Source organism: Thiomicrospira aerophila AL3 (assembly GCF_000227665.2).
In the GTDB taxonomy this organism is placed as follows: domain Bacteria; phylum Pseudomonadota; class Gammaproteobacteria; order Thiomicrospirales; family Thiomicrospiraceae; genus Thiomicrospira; species Thiomicrospira aerophila.
Genome location: NZ_CP007030.1, coordinates 1,827,153 through 1,848,206 on the forward strand (window position 1 = coordinate 1,827,153; position 21,054 = coordinate 1,848,206).

The following is a 21,054-nucleotide window of genomic DNA, read 5'->3' on the forward strand; positions in this document are numbered from 1 at the left end:
TGCTAAATTAATCTTGCGGCTGCCCTTGATTGCGACCTAACTGGGCCACATCGGCAGACAAATGACTCAACAAAGCGTCTAGTGTCATCGAACCGAGGTTATCACCATTTCGTGCCCGCACCGTAATGGTTTGATCGGCCACTTCCTGATCACCTGCGACAAGAATATAGGGTACGCGCTGAAGAGTATGCTCGCGAATTTTAAACCCAACCTTCTCATTTCTCAAGTCCGTTTCGACTCTAAACCCTTGTTTTTTTAGTTTTTCGGCAAATTCGGTCACATATTGACTGTGTGACTGTGAAATGGGTGCAACGACTAATTGCACCGGCGCTAACCAAGTAGGGAAACGCCCCTCGTAATGTTCTATCAAAATCCCGACAAAACGCTCCAGCGAACCCAAAATGGCCCGGTGAATCATAACCGGATGATGCTTATCATTATCCTGACCTACATATACCGCATTCAAACGCTCACCCTGGGTCATCGAAAAATCAAGCTGAATGGTGCCACACTGCCAAACACGACCAATGCAATCACGCAATGAGAACTCAATCTTGGGGCCATAAAAGGCCCCCTCGCCTGGCTGCAAGTCATATTCTAGGCCGGCATCACGCAGTGTTTGCTCCAGCGCGGCTTCCGCCTGATCCCAAACGGCATCACTACCAACACGTTGCTCAGGACGAGTTGAAAACTTGACTTCAATCTTATCAAAACCAAAATCGGCGTAGGTTTGATATACCAGGTCGATACAACCCTGCACTTCATCTTTAATTTGATCTTCAGTACAGAAAATATGGGCATCATCTTGCGTAAAGGAGCGAACACGCATTAAACCGTGTAACGTACCAGACGACTCATTACGATGCACCGTACCAAACTCAGCCACTCGCACCGGCAAATCGCGATAACTATGCAAATGGCGATTATAGACCATGATATGACCGGGGCAGTTCATCGGCTTCACTGCATAATCACGATGCTCGGTGTGGGTGGTAAACATATTGTCTTTAAACTTATCCCAGTGACCTGACTTTTCCCACAAGATTCGATCCATAATGAATGGGGTACGAATCTCTTCGTAACCGTTCTGATGGATTTGCTCGCGCATGTAGTCCTCAACCACGCGATACAGCATGGTACCTTTTGGATGCCAAAACGCCATACCTGGTGCAATATCCTCAAGATGAAACAAGTCCAGCATTTTACCCAACTTACGATGGTCGCGCTTTTCCGCTTCCTCCATCATAGTTAGATAAGCGTCAAGCTCTTGTTTGGAGGCAAAAGCCACACCATAAATACGTTGCAGCATTTTATTATTGGAATCACCGCGCCAATAAGCACCCGCCAAGTGGGTTAACTTAAAGGCTTTAATATGGGTCATGTTAGGCACGTGCGGCCCACGACACATATCTATATATTCTTCATGGTGATACAAGCCAAATTCGGTCTCATTGGGCATATCATTAACCAGCTCAAGCTTGTAGCTTTCATCTCGCGCTTTGAAAGTGTCGATCACTTGCGCACGCGGGGTCATCACTTTTTTAACCGCATAACCTGTTTTAGCCAGCGCTTTCATACGCTGCTCAAGCGCCACTAAATCGTCCGGCGTTAAGGACTCTGGTGCATCGACATCATAATAAAAGCCGTTTTCTATCACCGGCCCAATCGCCATTTTAGCCTGCGGAAATAATTGTTTAAGCGCATGACCTAATAAATGGGCGCAAGAATGACGCATAATTTCTAAACCAGCCGGGTCTTTCAGCGTCACTATTTCTAAGGTTGCATCCTCAGTAATCATATCAGCCGCATCAATCAAACGGCCATTTACACGGCCCGCTAAGGTCGCCTTGGCTAATCCCGCCCCGATTGATTGCGCGACATCAAGCACACTGACCGCTTGATCAAAGGTTTTCTGAGCCCCATCTGGCAAAGTTATAATTGGCATGATTACGTCACCCGACACATTTAGAAAATGAAAAAACAGAATAAAATTAAGCCGATAATAATACCACACATCATTTTTTTAATGCGCAGTTGTTTAGAATATCAGTTAAAAGTCACGAACTTATGCGCTAAAATCGTTATAATCATGCCACTTTGTCAAACCAAAACCTGTAAGGAAGCGCGATGAATTTTGACCAGGCCCGTTTTTTTATGATTGAACAACAAATTCGTCCATGGGATGTGCTTGATCCTGATGTTCTTGCGTTGCTTGAAGCACACCCACGTCATCTTTATGTTCCAGAGGCGCAACAAAAGCTCGCCTACAGCGACCTGGAGATTCCAATTGGTGAAGGCGAATTTATGCTCAGCCCTAAAATTGAAGCGAAGTTGCTGCAGGCAATCGACCTTGCCGAACAGGATCGCGTATTAGAAGTGGGAACCGGTATCGGCTACTTAACCCGCTTACTGAGCCATGCCGCAGCAAGCGTCACCAGCATTGAATGGCACCCGAGCCTATTTGAACAAGCCCAAACACGCTTAGCCGATTGCACCAACATCAAGCTACATCAAGGCGATGCTAGTCAAAACTGGCCTGATGGTGAGCAATATGATGCGATTGTCATTACCGGCGCCCTGACAGAGGTATCGCAAGCCTACCGTGAAAAACTCGCTTTAGGTGGCCGAATGGTTGCGTTTGTTGGCGAAGCCCCTGCCATCTCAGCCATCCTGATCACCCGCATCAGTGATGAAGAATGGGTTGAAGAATCATTGTTTGAAACGTTGGTTGCACCACTACACAGCCAACAGGCCCGTCCGCGAAAATTCCAGTTCTAAACACCTTATATTAGGTCACTATCGATTGAAAACCTGGCCTGCTATACGCAGGCCAGGTTTTTTATGCATCCATAAATTTTATTTATAAAAATCAATAGATTATTATAATGTGACCATAAACATTTCTTATTGTACTATCCACAGGATTTATTCATACGCCTCTAAGGATAAGACCATGAGAAAAAAGTCTTTCACGCTACTCGCAGCAAGCCTGCTGCTATTGAGTCAAGCAACCCATGCCCACCCTGACAACAACGAACTTCGTTATGACCCCGAAGCGATGGCCTGGTTATGCGCACCCTGCCACGGCACCAACGGTCGCGAATTTGGTGAGTCCATGCCTGGTTTAGCGGGCCTAGATGCCGACTACTTTATTGAAGTGATGCAACAATTCAAACATGGTCAACGCGCAGCGGTGATTATGGATCGCGTGGCAAAAGGTTTCACCGATGCTGAAATCACGGCGATGGCACACTGGTTTGCCGCACAACCCAAAACTCAATGGACCGGAGAGTTACACAATGACTAATTCGACATTCAATCAACCCCTTGATCGCCGTACATTGCTAAAAACCTTCGGCGCAGCAGCCTTAGCAGGAACCGGGCTTTTTGGTGCCTCGCACAAAGCCTATGCGGCTAACGCACAGCACGTGGTTGTCATCGGCGGCGGGATTGGCGGTGCGACCTTTGCCAAATATCTGCGTTTTGCTCACGCAGATGTCAAAATCACCGTCATTGAACCCAATGATCACTACATTACTTGCTTACGCACTAACGATGTGATGGTGAACCTGCATACCTTAGATGAATTGACTTTTTCCTACGACACCCTGCGCAACCAATACGGCATAGGCTTTGTATTTGATAGCGCAACGGCGGTGGATTTCGATCGCAAACTAGTACGTACCGCCAAAGGCGATGAAATCAAATACGACAAACTGGTCATGTCACCAGGCATCGACTTCCGCTATGAAGATTACGAAGGCCACAGCGCTGAACTGGCGAACACGCAATTGCCCCATGCCTACAAAGCTGGCCCACAAACCTTGATGCTCCGCGACCAGTTCCAAAGCATGAAGCAAGGTGGCGTGTTTGTGATGAGTGCCCCTGCCGGCAACTTCCGCTGCCCACCAGGCCCTTACGAGCGCGTGTCATTATTTGCTGAATGGATGCAAAAACATAACCCAACCGGCAAGATCATTATTCTTGATCCGAAAAACTCACACTCAAAATACACGCCTTTCCAAACCGCATGGCAGCGTTTATATGGTTATGGCACGGATAACAGCTTGATTGACTGGGTATCACTTGATAAGGGTGGTCGCGTCACGGGCATTGATGTCGACAACAAAACCTTGTTTAGCGATGGCGGCCCAGTTAAATATGATGCGTGTAACATTATTCCTAACCAACGTGCTGGCAAAATCGCCCAGACCCTTGGCCTAACCGACAACTCTGGTTGGTGCCCGATTAATCGCCACACTTTTGAATCAACGATTCAACCGGATGTCTATGTATTAGGTGACAGCTCGATAGCGGACGAAATGCCTAAGTCAGGCAACGCAGCGAATACCCAAGCGAAAGTCTGCGCTCGTGCTATTGCGGCTGAACTGCGCGGCGAGCCACAACCTGGAGCGATTTTTGCCAACGTCTGTTATAGCCTGGTTGGCTCTAACTATGGCATCAGTATTTCGGCGATTTACGAAGTAGTGGATAACAAGATCGTGGCGAAGGGTGAATCATCTGGGGTCTCTCCCATCACAGACCTGCCTGGTCAACCTATTTTAGAAGCGACTTACCAGAAAAACTGGCACCGCGCTTTTGTTAAAGATGTATTCGGTTAAGCGTGAAAGGAATCCTCATGAACACACCATTTAAACCATTTTCTGTAACCGCTCTAGCAGCAGGCCTGGCTTTCACACTGGCAGGCTGTGGCCAGTCTGATACGCCTACAAGTGCGACACAAAGCACATCAACTACGAGTGAAACCAGCAGCGCACCGGATGCTAGCGCGTTAAACCAATCAACACAGCTTGATTTAACCCGTATTTCTGCCGTTGCGCAAAGCTTACAAGATCGTCCAACCCCTTGGACTGACGCCAGTTTACGAGACGCACTGGGCGCCTTGCCAGCGGGTGATTCAATTCGCGGTGAACGCGTTGCGAATCAGTTTTTGTGTGTTGCGTGTCATAGTGTTGCAGGCGAGTTTCGTTCGCATACCTATGTGAATCTAAATGCACAACCGGAAAACTATTTACGCAAGGTTTTATTAGACTATCGCCATAACCATCGCGCTGAACCTTATGGGCAAGCCAAGATTATGCACTACATTAGTAAAGAGCTAACCGATCAGCACATCAGTGATTTGGCTAGCTACTATGCCTCACAGCCTGCGCTAGTCAATACCGTCTCAAATGTGACGATTGAAGCGAGTACCCAAACCTTAGTGACGACAGGTGATATGAGCCGAATGATTATTAGCTGTGCAGCGTGTCATGGTGCACAAGGTGAAGGCAATGGCGACATTTTCCCAGCACTTGCGGGTCAATCAGTGGATTACACCGTGCGGACACTCAAGGCTTATCGTGATGGCAGTCGTAATAATGACATAAACGCCACCATGCGTAATGTCGCAAAAAACTTAACTAACAGTGAGATCGAACAACTGGCGCATTACTATGCACAATTAGGTCAGTAACCTTTCGGTTATTTAAACTTATGCTCCGTTAACGCCAGCTCACGCTGGCGTTTTTTTGTCTAGCGCACGCGCTTAAGTGCCAGCACCGCCACAACCAAAAGCATAACTGATGGTAAAAACGCACCCACAATTGCAGAAAATTGATACACCACGGACATATTACCAACAAACTGATTTAGCAAATAAAAACTCAACCCAATCAACGAGCCGACAAAAATTCGCTGCCCCATGCTCACCGAACGTGTTGACCCTAACACCAGTGGCAACACCAGCGCAATCATCGCCATGACTGTAATCGGCACCGACCACTTTTGCCAATACGCCAGTTTATAAACATGAGCATCCAACTCATTCTCAGTCAGAAAATTAATATAGCGTTGCAGTTCATCAAAACGCATATAACGAGGATCCAGCTGTAGCTTTTGAATTAAATCCGCACCAATCGGCAGTGGCATGGTCGCGTCAGTGAGAAGCTGCTTATCCCAGACCATACTGCTAGCTAAGCCATGCGTATGCGGCAAATCTGCCCTATCTTGCCAAGACAAACTATGCGACCAGGCCTGGTCAAGCTGCCAAGTATCATCGCTAATAAAAGAGGCATTCGGCGCCTGAATCCATGACACAACCTGATCATCCTCTAACTGATACAGAGTGATATTGCGCAGATGAGTAGGCGAAACGACACGCTCAATCTGGATCACCCTTGAAGGCTCTTTAAGCCAAAAGCCCTCACGCCCGCCCACCGATAAAGAACGATTTAAGGATTCCGCACGCATTTGCGTGGCATAACTTTCACTCACTGGCGCCAAAAACTCACCAACTAACGCCATCAACAACCATAGCACCAACACCACTTTAATAACCGCCCAATACAAACGCTTTACCGACCAACCCGTGACCCGCAACACCGTCAACTCGGCACGATTCGCTAAGCCCCCTAACGCCAACAAGGTGCCAATCAATAACGCAATCGGAAACACCTCATAGGCAAATACCACCATTTTTAATAACGAAAAAATCGCCGCTTTGCTTAGGGTGTAATCCTCACGAAGGTTGGTGACCTGGTTCATAAACTCTGAAAACCCGAGAATAATCAGAATCACCACCATCACCAAACTAATATGCACAACAAGTTGCTGGGCTAAGTACCACTCTATTTTTTTCAAGCCAGCCTCCTTACTTGTCGCCACTTTGGCAACAACCACAGCAAAAGCAAGGTCACTATTGGGACGACAAACAAACCGGGCAACGCCGGCCAAATGCCTTGACGCACCCAGCCATTAAAAGTAAATAACAATTGCAGATAGAGAATATAAATAAAAATCGCCAAGAAAATTTTGCCGAATCGGCCTTGGCGCGGATCCGTTTTGCTCATTCGCCACGCCACCAACCCCAACACCAGGACACTCATCGGCAAGACTAGACGCCATTGCAGTAAGGCCATCGCTTGCGGCGTGCCGGCTTGCCAAAGTTCAATCACCGACATTTCCTCTTGCCGCGGCGTCATATTAGGCACAGGTAAGGCCGGTAGAAATCCTTCAAAGCGCTCAAATTGCCTGACTCGCAAGGTCTCACCGCGCACCAATCCCTCATACGCCCAGCCCTCCAACATAACGAGCGCCAAACGGTTATCAATCCACTCAAAACGTGCCACGGGCGCTACGACTAAACGATCTCCTGCCGGTGTTTGCTGCTGCAACCAGACCTGCTGCATTTGACCGTCGGCATCAATGCGTTGAGCATAAAGGACGCCTTGGCCTTGTGGCAAGCTGTTAAAACGGCCCGCTACCAGTCCTGATAAGGGCGCGTGTACCGTGGCTTGATAAATCAATTCGCGTTCTTGCTTGACGGCCCAGGGGGTGAGTACAAGGCTGATAATGGCCAGACTGAAAGCGACCGGTATTAAAAACCATACCAAACGTTGTTGTAAATAACCCGGTGATACGGCACAGGCCTGCAATACCACCATTTCGCGGTCTTGATACCAGCGACCAAACGCAATTAACACACTCAAAAGCACCACCAAGGGCAACACCATTTCCAATGCCGCCGGCAGTTGTAACAGCAGAACCTGGCCTAAAATAGCCGAAGGCAGTTTGCCTTCTACTGCCATCGCCAACAGTCGCGTCGCCTCGGTACCAAACACAATTAGCAATAACACCAGCAGCACCGCCAATAGCGTCAGCAGCAGTTCTTTATAAAGATATTTATCGAGAATACGCACAATCATTGCATCTCACGTTAGAATAGTGAGCATTATAACAGTAGAATCTCACTGACTTTGCGAGACACTGACTAAGACACTAAACTTACAGGAATCATGCGATGAAAAAACTGGCGATCCACTTTTCTGCGAACCCGAATCCCACCGACACCTTAGTTATTGCCCTCTATCAAAATGAACTCGACGATCCGATTCTGACTCAATTTAAAGTTCAAAATCTAGTCGCGCCACTCATCGCACAAGGCGATTTTAGTGGCAAGCTTGCTGAAACACGCACTGTCTATAGCGACACCCCCCAGCGTGTAGTATTAGTGGGCTTGGGAGAGCGCGATAAGTTAACCGTTAAAAAAGCACTGAGTGCGCAGGCCGCTGTCATCAAAGCACTCGAAAACACCGGCGCCCAACACATTTCGGATGCTAGCGTATTACATTACCCAGCCAGTTGCGACCAGGCCTGGTCAGTCCTGCAACATACGCAAAGCTGGCAGCGCAGCTTTTATGACTACAACCACCCTAGTCGCGGTGAGCATTCACCCAAACAATCGGCCATCACCGAGATTAGCTATCCAATGGATGCCACAGATAAACTGACCCAAGCGGCTCAGCAAGGTCAAGCCAGTGCGCTAGGCATGGCACTCACCCAAGACCTAGGCAACTTACCAAGTAATATTTGTACGCCAGGTTATCTGGCCGACACCGCCACGCAGCTCGCCCAGGATTATGGTTTTAAGACCACCATTTTAGAACGCGATGACATGATTGCCATGGGCATGGGCTCGTTTATGGCCGTCGCGCAAGGCACCGTCACCCCGCCAAAAATGATTTGCTTGGAATACTGGGGCGCCGATTCGCAAGACGCCCCCATCACACTGGTGGGGAAAGGCGTAACCTTTGATACCGGCGGTATTTCACTCAAACCTGGCGCGGCAATGGATGAAATGAAATATGACATGTGCGGTGCGGCTACCGTATTAGGGGTATTAAAATCACTCGGTGAACTTAAACCAAAAATCAATGTGGTTGGGGTGATTCCGGCGACTGAAAACATGCCAGCAGGTAATGCGATTAAACCTGGCGATGTCGTCACCTCGCTATCCGGTCAAACCATTGAGATTTTAAACACCGATGCTGAAGGCCGTTTGATTTTATGTGACGCACTCACCTATGCGCAACAAACCTATCAACCCAAATGTGTGATTGATATGGCGACCCTAACCGGGGCATGCATTATCGCCCTAGGCCATCATGTTTCAGCCGTATTAGGCAATGATCAGACACTAGTTGATGAACTCAAAGCCGCCAGTGACTACAGCTATGATCGTTTTTGGCAGTTGCCGCTAGGCGAAGAATGGGATGAACAATTAAAGTCTAATTTTGCCGACATGGCCAACATTGGCGGACGCGAAGGCGGCACCATTACCGCGGCACAGTTTTTAGCGCGCTACACCAAAAACGTCGCCTGGGCACATTTAGATATCGCCGGCACCGCTTGGCAATCGGGTGCCAATAAAGGCGCCAGTGGGCGCCCAGTACCGGCTTTAGTGCAATTCTTGCTTTCAAAACAGGCATAATAGATGTCCGTGAACCCTGCAGCAGAACCAGGCCTGGTATTTTATGTGTTAGAGAGTGCCGATGCCCACAGCCGTGAGCGCTTTTTGGCTAAGTTGTTATTGAAAATTCAACAACAACAGCGTCGAGCTGATGTGCGCTTTGAAACACAAGAGCAGGCCGAACGCTTCAATCAGATTGCTTGGCAACAACCGGCAGACCGCTATCTTGGTCATAGCCTTGCCGGTACACTACCTAGCCGCATTCTGCTCCATGGTCCCGAACTCATAAAACCACAACAAGATGTGCTTATAAACCTCCACCCCGAACTCTATCCAGAGTTTGAGCGCTTTCAACGCACGATAGAAGTGTTGGATCAGTCTCCTGAGCGAATCGAACCAGGCCGCGAGCGCTGGCGCCAATACAAACAACAAGGCTTCACCCCTGTTGTACATAAAATTGCGAACACTGATTAGGTTTCCGACCAGTCACTGACCTCTCTAAGCATTTCGATATTATGCTTTTTGAGTAGATAATATAAACCTTCGCGCTTAACCCCTAAAATATCTGCCGCCTTTCTAATATTAAATTCACACTCACCCAGCACCCGTCGCACTAGCGCAGCCTCAAAATGATCGCGCGAAAGTTTTAACCCCTGATCCAAATGCGCATTAAACTTTATTGGAATCACCCCTTCTTTAACTAGGGTGTTTTCAGATTGACTAAACAATTTTGCACGCTCTAGAGCAACAATTAACCCTTCTAAAGCAATGGGCTTTTCCAGATAGTCAAAAGCCCCCATAGCGATGGCATGGGCACCCGCTTCTCCCCGATCGCGCCCAGTCAGCACAATTACCTTTAAATGAGGCTGCATGACTAAAAGACCGGTCATACAAGCCAAGCCTTCTTCAATAGCGGACGCTTGTGGGGGTAAACCCAAATCTTGTAAAACACAAAAAATACTAGCCGAATGCTGCTCAAATAAGTTTAATGCTTCTTCCCGATTGATTGCGTGAATAACATCAAACTGCTTGGTCGCCAAAATCTTGGTTAACATCTCAGCATAAGCAGGCTCATCTTCAACCAATAAAATCTTTCTAGTCACGCAACATCTCCAGGCAAACGGGGCTTGAGGGATAAATTCGATACAACATAATTGTTCGATAATATTTTTAGCTTTTATAATACCTAAAAACTTTGACTGCGGAAATCTTATCTATGCTCATGAAGCCTTTGCTTTCACTGGTGATCATACTGCTCTTTGCTCAACTACCTACCCAAGCGCAAGCTGATGGGAAGTTAGATCAGGCTAGTATGCTCGATTATTGTCAAAACTGGGCCACTAAACTAAGAACCATTACCATCGAAGGGTGTTTAGCACTTGATTTACAAACGAGCCACCATAGTAGTGTGCAAGGACGTGCACTTACACACAGAGAGTTTATTCCAGCCAGCGACACGCGTCCTAAGGCTAGGGTACTGATTATTAGCGGAGTGCATGGTGATGAGTTTTCAGCGATCAGCATTGGCTATTTGTGGATGCAAACCATGCTGGCAAATCCAGAGGCTATAGCGCATCATTGGTTGTTTTTACCCCTAGCCAATCCAGATGGTCTCTATCGCCAACCCTCTACTCGCACCAATGCGAACAATGTTGATTTAAACCGCAATTTTCCAACTCCGGACTGGGACGAGCTCGCTATCAAGTTTTGGGAAAGCCATACACGTCGAAACGCTCGCCGTTATCCTGGCCCAGCGGCTGGCAGCGAGCCTGAAACCCAATGGCAAATTGAAATTATTAAAACCTTTCAACCCGATGCCATTATTTCTATTCACGCTCCTTACGGATTATTAGACTATGACGGCCCTGACTTTGCGCGTCCTGACCGGATGGGGCACCTCAAGTTACAACAACTAGGGACTTTTCCAGGTTCATTAGGCCGTTATGCAGGCGAACACCTAAATATACCTGTACTTACCATTGAATTAGAAGCAGCGGGTAGGCTACCAAATCAACAAGAAATCATGCAGATTTGGCAGGACATGGTAGATTGGATTGATGCAAAGCTTGAAACTTACGAAGCGGACTTTTAATTGAGCCGCGTCGCAATTTGCACTGGGTCAGTACTCTGTAAGACTAACTGCCAAGCGCCCTCTTGATCTCGACGCCAATACTGATGAATTAAATGACCTTCTCGGCGAACATCCGGAAAGGTCGCATAATAAAGTTGTGCCTCATTAGGATAACTGTAAACACTGACATCTGCCCAGTTAAAAGCCTCTCCTTGGCTAGCTAACCAATGCTGCACCTCACTTAATACCTCTAAACGCTCCGACTCTAAGAACATCAAGTCTTCCGCCTGATTTACGATAATAACCGGAGTGGCCACAGACACATTAAACTTAGACACCAAACTACCCATTTCTTCATTATTGAGCACCACACACCCTTGACTAGATTGGGGTGGACGACTAAACGTATCGCTTGGCGTACCATGCAACCAGATACCATGCCCCGTTCGACCTAGGGACTGATCCCAAATATTTGGGTAGTTCAACGGCAAAGCGCCATAGCCGTATAAGTCCGCTAAACGTTCACCAGGCACAAAATCAGTGATATGGTACACACCAATCGGTGTTTTGCGGTCACCTTCACGCTCTTTCCCCGCACCACCGGTTCCCATCGACACATAATAGTCTGTAATCAAATCTAAATGACCATTATCAACCTGGTAAAGATAAAGCCGACTTTTCGCCAAGTTAATCAAGACTAAATGCTGCTGCTTACCCACCTTTAATACCGATGAATGCAAGAGGTTTTCAACCAAACTTTCATCGGAATGTGCAAATTGCCAACGCACTTGTGCTTCTTCACGCAAGCGTCTAACAGTAATCGGGTAAAGTGAACCTACACGTTCTAAAAGAGCCATATCCCCTGCTCGAAACGCCCACAAATCAGCTTTAATAAGCTGAGCTAAATGATAATCAGGGTGTCGTTCAGTTAAATTTTGCACCTGCGTCAAGGCAAGATCCATGTTGCCTTCACTAATATAATGCAACACTTCAAGCAACAGACGCTCAGCTTGCCGAGTGGGTGCTTCAAATACCAGTTCTGAAGGCGCAGCTGCCTCCGTCTGAGCCGCAACTAACTTGGGAGCAACAATACCTTGCAACCCAACAAGCCAAATAAGAGCAATAACCTGCAGTCCACGCTTAGTCTTCATTTAACACAATTTCCTGAATAATTTGCCAATCTTGACCGTTGTTTTCAAACAACAGTACTTTATTAGTTCGACTACTGATAACGTTTGAACGGTAGTTTTGTAAAAACTCTACGCGAGCCAATTGGTCATTAATCGGCATAATACGAATATCTTCTAATTGAACGTCAATAAAACTTGGACGCGAAACATTACGCTGTCTAGCACGTCGCCAGTCCTGTAGGCTTTGACCATTAGCGGGGATAAAACGTTCACTGTAAGCCTTTAAGTAATTATCAACCTGTTGATTACTCCAGGCTTGGCGCCAAGACACCAACGCCCGCATCACATCTGGCCCAATATCAGACTGATCAGCGATCACAATTTGCGGAGGCGTGAAGGTGGCCGTTTGCGCAGTCAAATGCAACCATGTCGCTTTGGGAGGGGTCGCTTCAATACGACGAAAGATACTCGCATAGGCCTGTTGTGCCAAAAAACTATACAAGTTATTCAGGTTGCCAAGCGCACTCGCAATGTCTTGATCCTGCTGTAAGCTTGTTTCCAAGACTCGCTTGGCAAAATCATATTCACCTAAAGCGATTAGCACAGCCGCTAAGTTATTGCCCAGCTCAAGTTTATCTTGATGCAATTCCCATAAAGGTAGCCAAATTTCTTTAGCTTGCGCGTACTGCTGCTGCTTAACGAACATCCAGCCGCGCAAATACTGCTGGTGAAAGACAGTTATCTGATCATTTTCTAACTTGCTCAAGGCTAGATCAAATTCACCATCGATGATGTGACGTTCGATCACAAGCACCCTATTAGCAGCTTCTTCATCAGTAGAGGCTAGGCTAGCAAAAGCAGGCGATATCGCAAAGGCCACACTAACAATGCTTAAAAATTTGATGGCAAAACTTTTCATAGCGCTCACTTTAAGTTTTTTTAAATTATGACGTGAAGTTTACCTTAAATCGCCCACGCCAACCATGCCTGCCTTTAACTGTTTAACTTGATCACGCAACTGCGCCGCCAGCTCAAAATCGAGCGCTTTCGCCGCTTCATACATCTGCTTTTCAGTTTGCTTGATCTTTTTCGCTAGCTCAGCCGGTTTTAGCAGCGCAATAGACGCAACATCAAAGTCGCCATTCGCTTCAGCCACCATTGCACTCCGCTGGCTAGTGCGCCCGGCTTTGGAGGCATAGGGCGAGTGCTCTAAAATATCGGTCACTTTTTTATTTAAAGCCGTCGGGGTAATGCCGTGCGTCTCGTTAAAGGCTAATTGTTTTTCACGGCGACGCAAGGATTCATCCATCGCCTTTTGCATTGACTTGGTGATTTTATCGGCATACAAAATCGCCCGCCCTTCGGTATTACGTGCGGCGCGCCCAATCGTTTGAATCAACGACCGTTCGGAGCGCAAAAAGCCCTCCTTATCGGCATCCAAAATCGCCACTAATGCCACTTCGGGAATATCTAGCCCCTCTCGCAATAGGTTAATACCGACCAACACATCAAATTCGCCCTGACGTAAATCACGAATAATTTCAATCCGCTCAACGGTATCAATATCGGAATGCAAGTAACGCACCCGCACCTGGTGATCTTCTAAATAATCGGTTAAATCTTCGGCCATGCGTTTGGTTAAGGTCGTCACCAGCACCCGCTCAGCCTTGGCCACACACAATCGAATTTCACCGAGCAAATCATCAACCTGAGTGGTGGCGGGGCGCACTTCAAGCACCGGGTCCACCAGGCCTGTTGGGCGCACCACCTGCTCAACAATTTTCGAGCTGTGTTCAAACTCATAAGCCGCAGGGGTCGCTGAAACAAAGATGGTTTGCGGCATTAACTGTTCGAATTCTTCAAACTTCATCGGGCGATTATCCATCGCCGAAGGCAGTCGAAAACCATAGTTAACCAAATTTTCTTTACGCGAACGGTCACCTTTATACATGCCGCCAATTTGCGGAATAGTGACATGGCTTTCATCAATAATCATCAAAGCATTTTTAGGCAAATAATCAATTAAAGTCGGTGGTGCTTCGCCCGGACCCCGCCCCGACAAATAACGCGAATAATTTTCTATCCCCTGACAATAGCCTAGCTCCAACATCATCTCGATGTCCATGCGCGTGCGCTCTTCAAGCCGCTGCGCTTCAACCAGTTTATTTAAACTGCGTAACTCCTCCAACCGAGCCTTCAACTCAATTTTGACCTGATCAATGGTTTCAAGCACGCGCTCTCGCGGCGTAACATAGTGAGATTTTGGATAAACGCTAATACGCGTCACCTTAGCAACCTGCTCACCGGTGAGCGGGTCAAACCAACTCAAACGCTCTACCTCGTCATCAAACAGTTCAATCCGCACCGCATACTGTTCAGCTTCAGCTGGATAGACATCCACCACGTCACCACGCACCCGGAACATACCGCGATACATTTCAATATCGTTTCGACTGTACTGCATGGTCGCTAAACGCGCCAAAATATCACGTTGGCTGATTTTATCGCCCAGGCGCAGTTGCAGCATCATGCTCAAATATTGGTCCGGGTCCCCCAGACCATAAATCGCTGACACCGTGGCAATCAAAATCACATCTTCACGCTCCATCAGCGCCTTGGTGGCCGACAAACGCAACTGCTCAATCTGCTCATTGACCGCCGCATCTTTGGCAATATAGGTATCTGATGCCGGCACATAGGCCTCCGGCTGATAATAATCATAGTAAGAAACAAAATATTCGACCGCATTTTTAGGGAAAAACCCTTTCATCTCACCATACAACTGCGCAGCCAAGGTTTTATTATGCGCCATAATAATAGTTGGACGCTTAACCTGCTGAATCACATTCGCCATGGTAAAGGTCTTACCCGACCCGGTCACCCCAAGCAGCGTTTGATAGGCTTCGCCATCCTGCAGACCTTCTACCAGGCCTGCTATCGCAGCGGGTTGGTCGCCCGCAGGTTGATAATGTGATACCAATTCAAACGCTTTTGCCATGACGGCTCCTTAACAAGGTAAAGATGATGTGGAAGATCCAACTAAACATTTTTTATAAACTGCTTTAAATAACCTATAAAAACAGTAAAATAAAGGGTTATTTCATATAAATTTAAATTCCGGTGCTGTTTCAGCATCATACTATCAGCTGAGAGAAATTCATGGCCTTGCTTTCTGATCGTGTGCAACGTGTAAAACCTTCATTAACCCTGGTAATTTCAGCCAAAGCCGCTGAACTCAAACGGGCCGGAAAAGCCATTATAAGCCTTGGCGCCGGCGAACCCGACTTTGATACGCCAACGCACATCAAAGCGGCTGGTATTGCAGCCATTGAAGGCGGACAAACACGCTACACCGCCGTTGATGGTATTCCCGAACTTAAGCAGGCCATTCAAGCTAAGTTCAAGCGTGACAACGGGCTAGATTACGCCGCTGACGAAATTCTCGTATCAAGCGGTGGCAAACAGAGCTTTTATAATCTTTGCCAAGCGGTGCTTAATGATGGCGATGAAGTCATCATTCCTGCGCCTTACTGGGTATCCTACCCGGACATGGCTTTATTAGCTGGCGCAAACCCGATTATTATAGAAACCAATATTGAACAAAATTTTAAAATTAGCGCTCAACAGCTTGCGCAAGCGATTACCCCCAATACGCGTATGGTGGTGATTAACAGCCCCTCTAACCCTACCGGCGCAATTTATACTGCTGATGAATTGCATGCCATAGCAGATGTATTGTTGGCTCACCCGAACATCTTGATTGCCTCTGATGATATGTATGAGCATATTATTTTAGGTGAAGTGGGCTTTACCAATATTTTAGAAGTCTGCCCAGCCTTGGCTGACCGCACTATTGTATTAAATGGCGTGTCTAAAGCCTATTCCATGACCGGTTGGCGGATTGGCTATGCTGGTGGCCCCAAAGCGATTATTAAAGCGATGAAAACCGTCCAATCGCAAAGTACCTCTAACCCCTGCTCGATTTCTCAAGCAGCCGCAGTGGCCGCGCTTAACGGTGACCAGGCCTGCATTCAAACAATGCTAGCCGCATTTAAAGAACGCCATCAGTTTGTGGTGCAACGGATTAATCAAATTCCAGGTTTTAAGTGCTTACCGGCGGATGGCGCTTTTTATATGTTCATCAACGTCAGCGAAGCGGTGAAAATGAAAGGCTTGGCCAATGATGCCGAATTAGCCAGTGCCATTTTAGATCATGCCGAAGTCGCCGCTGTTCCTGGCTCAGGTTTTGGCAGTGAAGGTCATTTACGGATTTCATTTGCAACCAGTATGGCTCAATTGGAAGAGGCACTCGATCGTATCGATCAGTTCATGCGCCAGGCATAAACTAGGAAGATGGCGCGCTCAGGAGGAATCGAACCTCCACTTAGGCCTCCGGAGGGCCTCGTGATATCCATTTCACTATGAGCGCGAACTTGATGAAAGTGTCGATATTATAAGGGTTAGTTTTTAACTGTGTAAAAATTTTTATCTCAAGAATTCCAAACCAACGCATCTGCAACTTGGAGAATCCCATTAAACTCAAAAGCCTTATGTTACTACTGAGTTTGTTGATCTTTTCAGGTTGCAGCAGTATCAAAGTACATAATCAAGACAGCCGTGACTATATCAGCCAAAAACGTGGCGATATTTTAACCACAGGCAAACTGAGCAGCATGACAGTCAACAAGCTGCAACTTGCGGGTAAAACAGCAAATCAATGCCGTTTCAATAATCTACCTTGCATTAATGCCTTAATGGCCCTTGATGGCGATTTTGACGAACAAACTTTAGCTGCTCTGTCTGAACTCTGGCTTCAACGTGCCATTATGCTCTCGGCAGACCACGAATTATCACGCTATGAGCGAGACGCGCAACTTGATGCCTATTTAGAAGCCGCGCGCTTTGCCTACGGCTATTTATTTTTAACTGACCGCTCCCCAAGCCAACGTTCTTTTGAAGACCGCCAAATTCAAGTTCGCGACTATTATAATTTTGCCACACAACAGATAACGCTGAGCTTATTCGATCATTATCGCGATTCAGTATCTATCACTGAACCAGATGAGTTTGAATTTAATCTTCTGAACTGGCAGATTAAAGGTCGGCTTGATGAAACCCGTTTAGCCGCTGGACAACGCTTACCTGATGCCATCCAAGCAGCCTCATCGCTTAGCCTTTCTGGTTTACGTAATGAATATAAACTGCACGGATTGGGTGCAGGTTTGGTTGCAATCGTTAACAATACCGAAATTAGACTAGACCCGCGGCCCTGGAGTGAGACACCCTTTTCACCATTAACCAGCCTAACCCTATTTGAAGCAACTGATTTGACTTCACTGCTACGCACTCAAACGGTTTATTTACGTAACTTCGACCCCTATCAAACGACTGGTATTAATATAAATGGCTTCAGCTTGCCGCTTGAAGCCGATTTCACGACCCCCTATGCATTGTGGTTGGCCAATTCAAAATTTGCCTCACAACCCTTACTGACCCTAGTTGGCTTGGACAAGACCTTGCAAGAACCGCATATATTTATGATGCAACCTTACGATCCTAATAGAAAAATTATCGTAATGCTCCATGGTTTAGCAAGTAGCCCACAGGCCTGGGTCAATCTCGCCAATGAAATCTTAGGAGATCCGCTACTTCGCGAAAACTATCAAATTTGGCAAGTTTACTATCCAACCAATGTGCCCTTAATGTTTAATCGCCATGCAATCAAATATGCAATCGAGGATGCAGTTAATTATTTTGATCCAAATCGAATTTACCCTGCATCAACGGACATGGTTTTAGTGGGTCATAGCATGGGTGGCGTCCTAGCCCGTCTGTTGGTTTCAGATTCACCAGATGAAAACTGGGATAACTGGATTGCCCAGTACTCATTAGATAAAACCCGGGCTAAGCTTGCTGAAGCTGAATTTAAATCGCTTTTTAGCTTTGAGACACTACCAAACATAGGTCGCGTTATCTTTATCGCTTCGCCGCATCAAGGCACCCCATTTGCCAGCAAAGCCTGGGTGCAAAGAATCAGTCAATTCGTAACTCTCCCAATTACACTTATCGGCAAAACAGCTGAACTGGTCAGTTTATTAAGCCGCCCTGATGGCCAGACAGACATAACCTTGATCCGCACACTTAATAGTATTGACAACCTCAGAGAAGACAATCCTTTTTTAAAAATGACTACAGCTCTAGCAATAACACCCGACTTGCCTTATCACAGCATCATTGGTCAAGAAGACCCAAACCTTGCCCTTGGAAAATCAAATGATGGACTAGTGCCTTATCACAGTGCGCACCTTGCTGGCGCTCAGTCAGAAAAAGTTATTATTGGCGGCCACAGCATTCAAGAAACGCCTGAAGCTATTATTGAAATACGCCGTATCTTAACCGAGCATATCAAACAGTCACTTAAACACAACTAACCCCACCTCATTGCTAAAAGACTACTTCACGCCTATAATTAAAAGGTTACTCGTGCGATCAAATAAATCGCAAATTTTACGTCTGCAATCATGACAAGGTGATAAACATCATGAACAATGAATGGCTATTTCGTGTCACTGAAACTTGGCGCTTTACCAAAGCCTTGGTTGCAAGCCAGCAGGGCCGACATTTTTTATGGCAGCACCTGTTAAATACCTTCTTAATAGCAGGCCTGTTAACCCTATCTTTTTTTATTGTGATGTTTGGTTTTTATGAAGGCACACCGATGCGTCGCCGCTCAGTGGCGATCAGCTTTTCGCTGCTACTTACTTTTTTAATCATCTATCCTTTAGCCACCATGCCATTCTTTTCTTTTAAAGACTTGGTCAATAAAATCAGTCTGCGCCTAACCGGCCGTTTGGTCTTTACCAACCTGAGTGATCATGTGTTTTACAGCCAAGACAGTGATGGCCAAATTACCCTGCACCTTGCTAAAGCGCACCATGTGCTGGCGCAAAAGCACGCCTACCTTCGCCAGCAACTCGAAAAAGGCAAGGCCGATAGCGCACAGGTATCAAAGCACTTGAGTCTGGCACTCGCCAAATCAATTCGTGACGCTGTACGCCTATCGAAAGAATTAGTTAAAACAGGTCGATTAAACCCCCAACAACCTATTAGTGGCGCAACCTATGGCTACTTGTTTGGGACCGCAAAGAGTAAACTGAAATTGCGCCGAGTTGAACCAGGCCTGCTAAAACGTTGGCTAGGACATTGGTTTTATAAGTTCGGTGCATTACACGCAGTATATATGTACTTTATTATTCACCAACAATTACCCCCTTCATTCGACCCAGTTTATTTCCAAGCGACGGTTGGAGATGTGATCGGAATTCAATAATTGAAACTACCTAATCGCCGATATGCCAAGCCTGTTAACAGACAGGCTAAAACCCATTTAAAACCCGGACAAACCCTTGCCAACATTACCATAACGGACCTATCTGAAGCAGGACAAGGTGTCAGCAAAATTCAAGGAAAAACCCTGTTTGTTGAAGGTGCTGTGCCTGGTGACCTGGTCACCATCCAGATTATTGATGACTTACCACGCTATACGCTGGCCAAGCTAATCGAAATTGAACTGCCTTCGCCCGATCGTACGGAACCCTTCTGTTCAATCTATGCTACATGTGGTGGATGTCAGCTTCAGCACCTATCGATTAGCGCACAGCGCCATTGGAAACAGCAACAGCTGATGCAAGCGCTAACCAAATTGCAGCCCAAACCCGTCATTACCTGGCATGACACACCCAATACCCCTGATCGCGCATACCGTCGACGGGCCAAATTGATTCTTGGTCGCGACTGGCAAGATCAGGCACCCGTGCTGGGTTTTCGCAGCCCACAAAGCCATCAAATAGTAGATGTCACTCAGTGTCCGATTTTGGCAGCAACGATTAATCAAACCCTTGCGTCAGAACGTCCCGCTTGGTTGCAACAAGCGGCAACACGCAATCAAACTCTCTGGCTCACCGCGGGTGACAACCAAGTCCAAACCCAACTAGGTGAGACCGACAAAGAACAGCATGATTTTGACGCAGTAGCGGAGGCACAAAGCTTTTATAGCTTGATGGGGCTAAGGTTTTATCATGCTGCGACTAGCTTTATTCAAGTCAACCAGAGCGTAAATGAACAGCTTGTGGCGCAAGCTTTAAACTGGCTCCAGCTTGATGCTCATAGCAAGGTCATCGATTTTTTCTCTGGAATTGGTAACTTTAGTTTGCCAGCCGCACAACAGGCCAGCGCCCTATTAGGCATAGAAGGGAATCCTCAGGCAGTCACTTTTGCGCGACACAACGCCAAGGTAAATGATGTGCATAATGTTAAATTTAGGGTAGCGAATTTATTTGATACGCCTGAGCAGCAGGCCTGGTGGTCATGGTCAGCGGATTGCGCCATTTTGGACCCAGGTCGAGCCGGCGCCGAAGCCTTGTGTGCAAAACTTGGTCAAACTCAGCTAAAACGCTTGGTCTATGTATCCTGCCATCCAGGTAGTTTAATCCGTGATTTAGGCCTACTTTTAGCCCAAGGTTTTGTTATTGAACAAGCTCAACAATTCGATATGTTTAGCCATACTAAACATATCGAAAGCTTAGTGTGTCTTACCCGCTAAT

At 46.9% G+C, this 21,054-nt stretch carries 18 protein-coding genes and 1 tRNA gene; 11 read left to right on the forward strand and 8 right to left on the reverse strand.

Features of this window, described 5'->3' with window-relative positions; translation table 11 throughout:
* Positions 1-7 precede the first annotated feature (7 nt).
* The gene (gene thrS / locus THIAE_RS08930; RefSeq protein WP_006460866.1) at positions 8-1,945 is read right to left on the reverse strand and encodes a threonine--tRNA ligase; all 1,938 of its coding nucleotides are present in this window, start codon (positions 1,943-1,945) and stop codon (positions 8-10) included.
* A 182-nt stretch (positions 1,946-2,127) separates the two neighbouring features.
* Here thrS and THIAE_RS08935 point away from each other — a divergent pair, with 182 nt between their 5' ends.
* From THIAE_RS08935 to THIAE_RS10655, 4 genes are all read left to right on the forward strand, one after another.
* Complete coding sequence (locus THIAE_RS08935; protein WP_006460865.1) at positions 2,128-2,778, forward strand: protein-L-isoaspartate O-methyltransferase family protein; 651 nt, start codon at positions 2,128-2,130, stop codon at positions 2,776-2,778.
* 175 nt (positions 2,779-2,953) lie between these two features.
* Entirely contained in the window at positions 2,954-3,307 is a 354-nt protein-coding gene (locus THIAE_RS08940; protein WP_006460864.1) for a c-type cytochrome, read from the forward strand.
* Positions 3,300-4,622 (forward strand): NAD(P)/FAD-dependent oxidoreductase, encoded by a 1,323-nt coding sequence (locus THIAE_RS08945; protein WP_006460863.1) that lies wholly within the window; start codon positions 3,300-3,302, stop codon positions 4,620-4,622. Before THIAE_RS08940 ends, THIAE_RS08945 begins: the two co-directional genes overlap by 8 nt.
* A 17-nt stretch (positions 4,623-4,639) precedes the next feature.
* Positions 4,640-5,476, forward strand: coding sequence for a c-type cytochrome (locus tag THIAE_RS10655; RefSeq protein WP_006460862.1), 837 nt, complete (start codon positions 4,640-4,642; stop codon positions 5,474-5,476).
* Positions 5,477-5,535: 59 nt separating this feature from the next.
* Here the strand turns inward: THIAE_RS10655 and lptG are convergent, their stop codons facing one another.
* Positions 5,536-6,642 (reverse strand): LPS export ABC transporter permease LptG, encoded by a 1,107-nt coding sequence (lptG, locus tag THIAE_RS08955; protein WP_006460861.1) that lies wholly within the window; start codon positions 6,640-6,642, stop codon positions 5,536-5,538.
* Entirely contained in the window at positions 6,639-7,706 is a 1,068-nt protein-coding gene (gene lptF / locus THIAE_RS08960) for an LPS export ABC transporter permease LptF (RefSeq protein WP_006460860.1), read from the reverse strand. Before lptF ends, lptG begins: the two co-directional genes overlap by 4 nt.
* 95 nt (positions 7,707-7,801) lie before the next feature.
* On the opposite strand from lptF, the gene THIAE_RS08965 reads away from it, so the two are divergent.
* Complete coding sequence (locus tag THIAE_RS08965; RefSeq protein ID WP_006460859.1) at positions 7,802-9,271, forward strand: leucyl aminopeptidase; 1,470 nt, start codon at positions 7,802-7,804, stop codon at positions 9,269-9,271.
* Positions 9,272-9,274: 3 nt separating this feature from the next.
* The gene (locus tag THIAE_RS08970) at positions 9,275-9,724 is read left to right on the forward strand and encodes a DNA polymerase III subunit chi (RefSeq protein WP_006460858.1); all 450 of its coding nucleotides are present in this window, start codon (positions 9,275-9,277) and stop codon (positions 9,722-9,724) included.
* Here THIAE_RS08970 and THIAE_RS08975 read toward each other — a convergent pair.
* The gene (locus tag THIAE_RS08975) at positions 9,721-10,353 is read right to left on the reverse strand and encodes a response regulator (protein WP_006460857.1); all 633 of its coding nucleotides are present in this window, start codon (positions 10,351-10,353) and stop codon (positions 9,721-9,723) included. The two genes, THIAE_RS08970 and THIAE_RS08975, sit on opposite strands and share 4 nt — an antisense overlap.
* A gap of 113 nt (positions 10,354-10,466) precedes the next feature.
* Between THIAE_RS08975 and THIAE_RS08980 the strand changes: the two genes are divergently transcribed.
* On the forward strand, positions 10,467-11,342 hold the full coding sequence (locus tag THIAE_RS08980) for a M14 family zinc carboxypeptidase (protein ID WP_006460855.1): 876 nt from the start codon (positions 10,467-10,469) through the stop codon (positions 11,340-11,342).
* Here THIAE_RS08980 and THIAE_RS08985 read toward each other — a convergent pair.
* From THIAE_RS08985 to uvrB, 3 genes are read right to left on the reverse strand one after another with little or no spacing between them, the layout of a single operon-like run.
* Complete coding sequence (locus THIAE_RS08985) at positions 11,339-12,472, reverse strand: L,D-transpeptidase family protein (RefSeq protein ID WP_006460853.1); 1,134 nt, start codon at positions 12,470-12,472, stop codon at positions 11,339-11,341. The genes THIAE_RS08980 and THIAE_RS08985 overlap by 4 nt on opposite strands.
* Entirely contained in the window at positions 12,462-13,370 is a 909-nt protein-coding gene (locus tag THIAE_RS08990; RefSeq protein ID WP_006460851.1) for a tetratricopeptide repeat protein, read from the reverse strand. Before THIAE_RS08990 ends, THIAE_RS08985 begins: the two co-directional genes overlap by 11 nt.
* Positions 13,371-13,409: 39 nt before the next feature.
* A complete protein-coding gene (uvrB, locus tag THIAE_RS08995; protein ID WP_006460849.1) occupies positions 13,410-15,449 on the reverse strand; it encodes an excinuclease ABC subunit UvrB in 2,040 nt (679 codons plus the stop codon).
* 161 nt (positions 15,450-15,610) lie between these two features.
* Between uvrB and THIAE_RS09000 the strand changes: the two genes are divergently transcribed.
* Positions 15,611-16,795: a pyridoxal phosphate-dependent aminotransferase gene (locus THIAE_RS09000; RefSeq protein ID WP_006460847.1), complete on the forward strand. Its 1,185-nt coding sequence runs from the start codon at positions 15,611-15,613 to the stop codon at positions 16,793-16,795.
* A 10-nt stretch (positions 16,796-16,805) separates the two neighbouring features.
* On the opposite strand, the gene THIAE_RS09005 is transcribed toward THIAE_RS09000, so the two are convergent.
* Positions 16,806-16,880: transfer RNA gene (locus THIAE_RS09005), tRNA-Arg, on the reverse strand.
* Positions 16,881-17,001: 121 nt separating this feature from the next.
* On the opposite strand from THIAE_RS09005, the gene THIAE_RS09010 reads away from it, so the two are divergent.
* The 3 genes from THIAE_RS09010 (at position 17,002) to THIAE_RS09020 (ending at position 21,053) form a co-directional block, all read left to right on the forward strand.
* Positions 17,002-18,882 carry an esterase/lipase family protein gene (locus tag THIAE_RS09010; protein WP_006460845.1) on the forward strand — a complete coding sequence of 627 codons (1,881 nt, stop codon included), beginning with the start codon at positions 17,002-17,004 and terminating at the stop codon, positions 18,880-18,882.
* A gap of 110 nt (positions 18,883-18,992) precedes the next feature.
* Positions 18,993-19,781 (forward strand): hypothetical protein, encoded by a 789-nt coding sequence (locus THIAE_RS09015; RefSeq protein WP_006460843.1) that lies wholly within the window; start codon positions 18,993-18,995, stop codon positions 19,779-19,781.
* Positions 19,782-21,053: a class I SAM-dependent RNA methyltransferase gene (locus THIAE_RS09020; RefSeq protein WP_006460842.1), complete on the forward strand. Its 1,272-nt coding sequence runs from the start codon at positions 19,782-19,784 to the stop codon at positions 21,051-21,053. It abuts the gene before it with no gap.
* Position 21,054 lies beyond the last annotated feature (1 nt).

Coding starts and splice junctions, on each gene's coding strand:
- THIAE_RS10655 (WP_006460862.1), top strand. CDS start 4,640: ATGAACACACCATTTAAACCATTTTCTGTAACCGCTCTAGCAGCAGGC.
- THIAE_RS08935 (WP_006460865.1), top strand. CDS start 2,128: ATGAATTTTGACCAGGCCCGTTTTTTTATGATTGAACAACAAATTCGT.
- THIAE_RS08945 (WP_006460863.1), top strand. CDS start 3,300: ATGACTAATTCGACATTCAATCAACCCCTTGATCGCCGTACATTGCTA.
- THIAE_RS09000 (WP_006460847.1), top strand. CDS start 15,611: ATGGCCTTGCTTTCTGATCGTGTGCAACGTGTAAAACCTTCATTAACC.
- thrS (WP_006460866.1), bottom strand. CDS start 1,945: ATGCCAATTATAACTTTGCCAGATGGGGCTCAGAAAACCTTTGATCAA.
- uvrB (WP_006460849.1), bottom strand. CDS start 15,449: ATGGCAAAAGCGTTTGAATTGGTATCACATTATCAACCTGCGGGCGAC.
- THIAE_RS08985 (WP_006460853.1), bottom strand. CDS start 12,472: ATGAAGACTAAGCGTGGACTGCAGGTTATTGCTCTTATTTGGCTTGTT.
- THIAE_RS09010 (WP_006460845.1), top strand. CDS start 17,002: ATGTTACTACTGAGTTTGTTGATCTTTTCAGGTTGCAGCAGTATCAAA.
- THIAE_RS09015 (WP_006460843.1), top strand. CDS start 18,993: ATGAACAATGAATGGCTATTTCGTGTCACTGAAACTTGGCGCTTTACC.
- THIAE_RS08980 (WP_006460855.1), top strand. CDS start 10,467: ATGCTCATGAAGCCTTTGCTTTCACTGGTGATCATACTGCTCTTTGCT.
- lptF (WP_006460860.1), bottom strand. CDS start 7,706: ATGATTGTGCGTATTCTCGATAAATATCTTTATAAAGAACTGCTGCTG.
- THIAE_RS08990 (WP_006460851.1), bottom strand. CDS start 13,370: ATGAAAAGTTTTGCCATCAAATTTTTAAGCATTGTTAGTGTGGCCTTT.
- THIAE_RS08965 (WP_006460859.1), top strand. CDS start 7,802: ATGAAAAAACTGGCGATCCACTTTTCTGCGAACCCGAATCCCACCGAC.
- THIAE_RS08970 (WP_006460858.1), top strand. CDS start 9,275: ATGTCCGTGAACCCTGCAGCAGAACCAGGCCTGGTATTTTATGTGTTA.
- THIAE_RS08940 (WP_006460864.1), top strand. CDS start 2,954: ATGAGAAAAAAGTCTTTCACGCTACTCGCAGCAAGCCTGCTGCTATTG.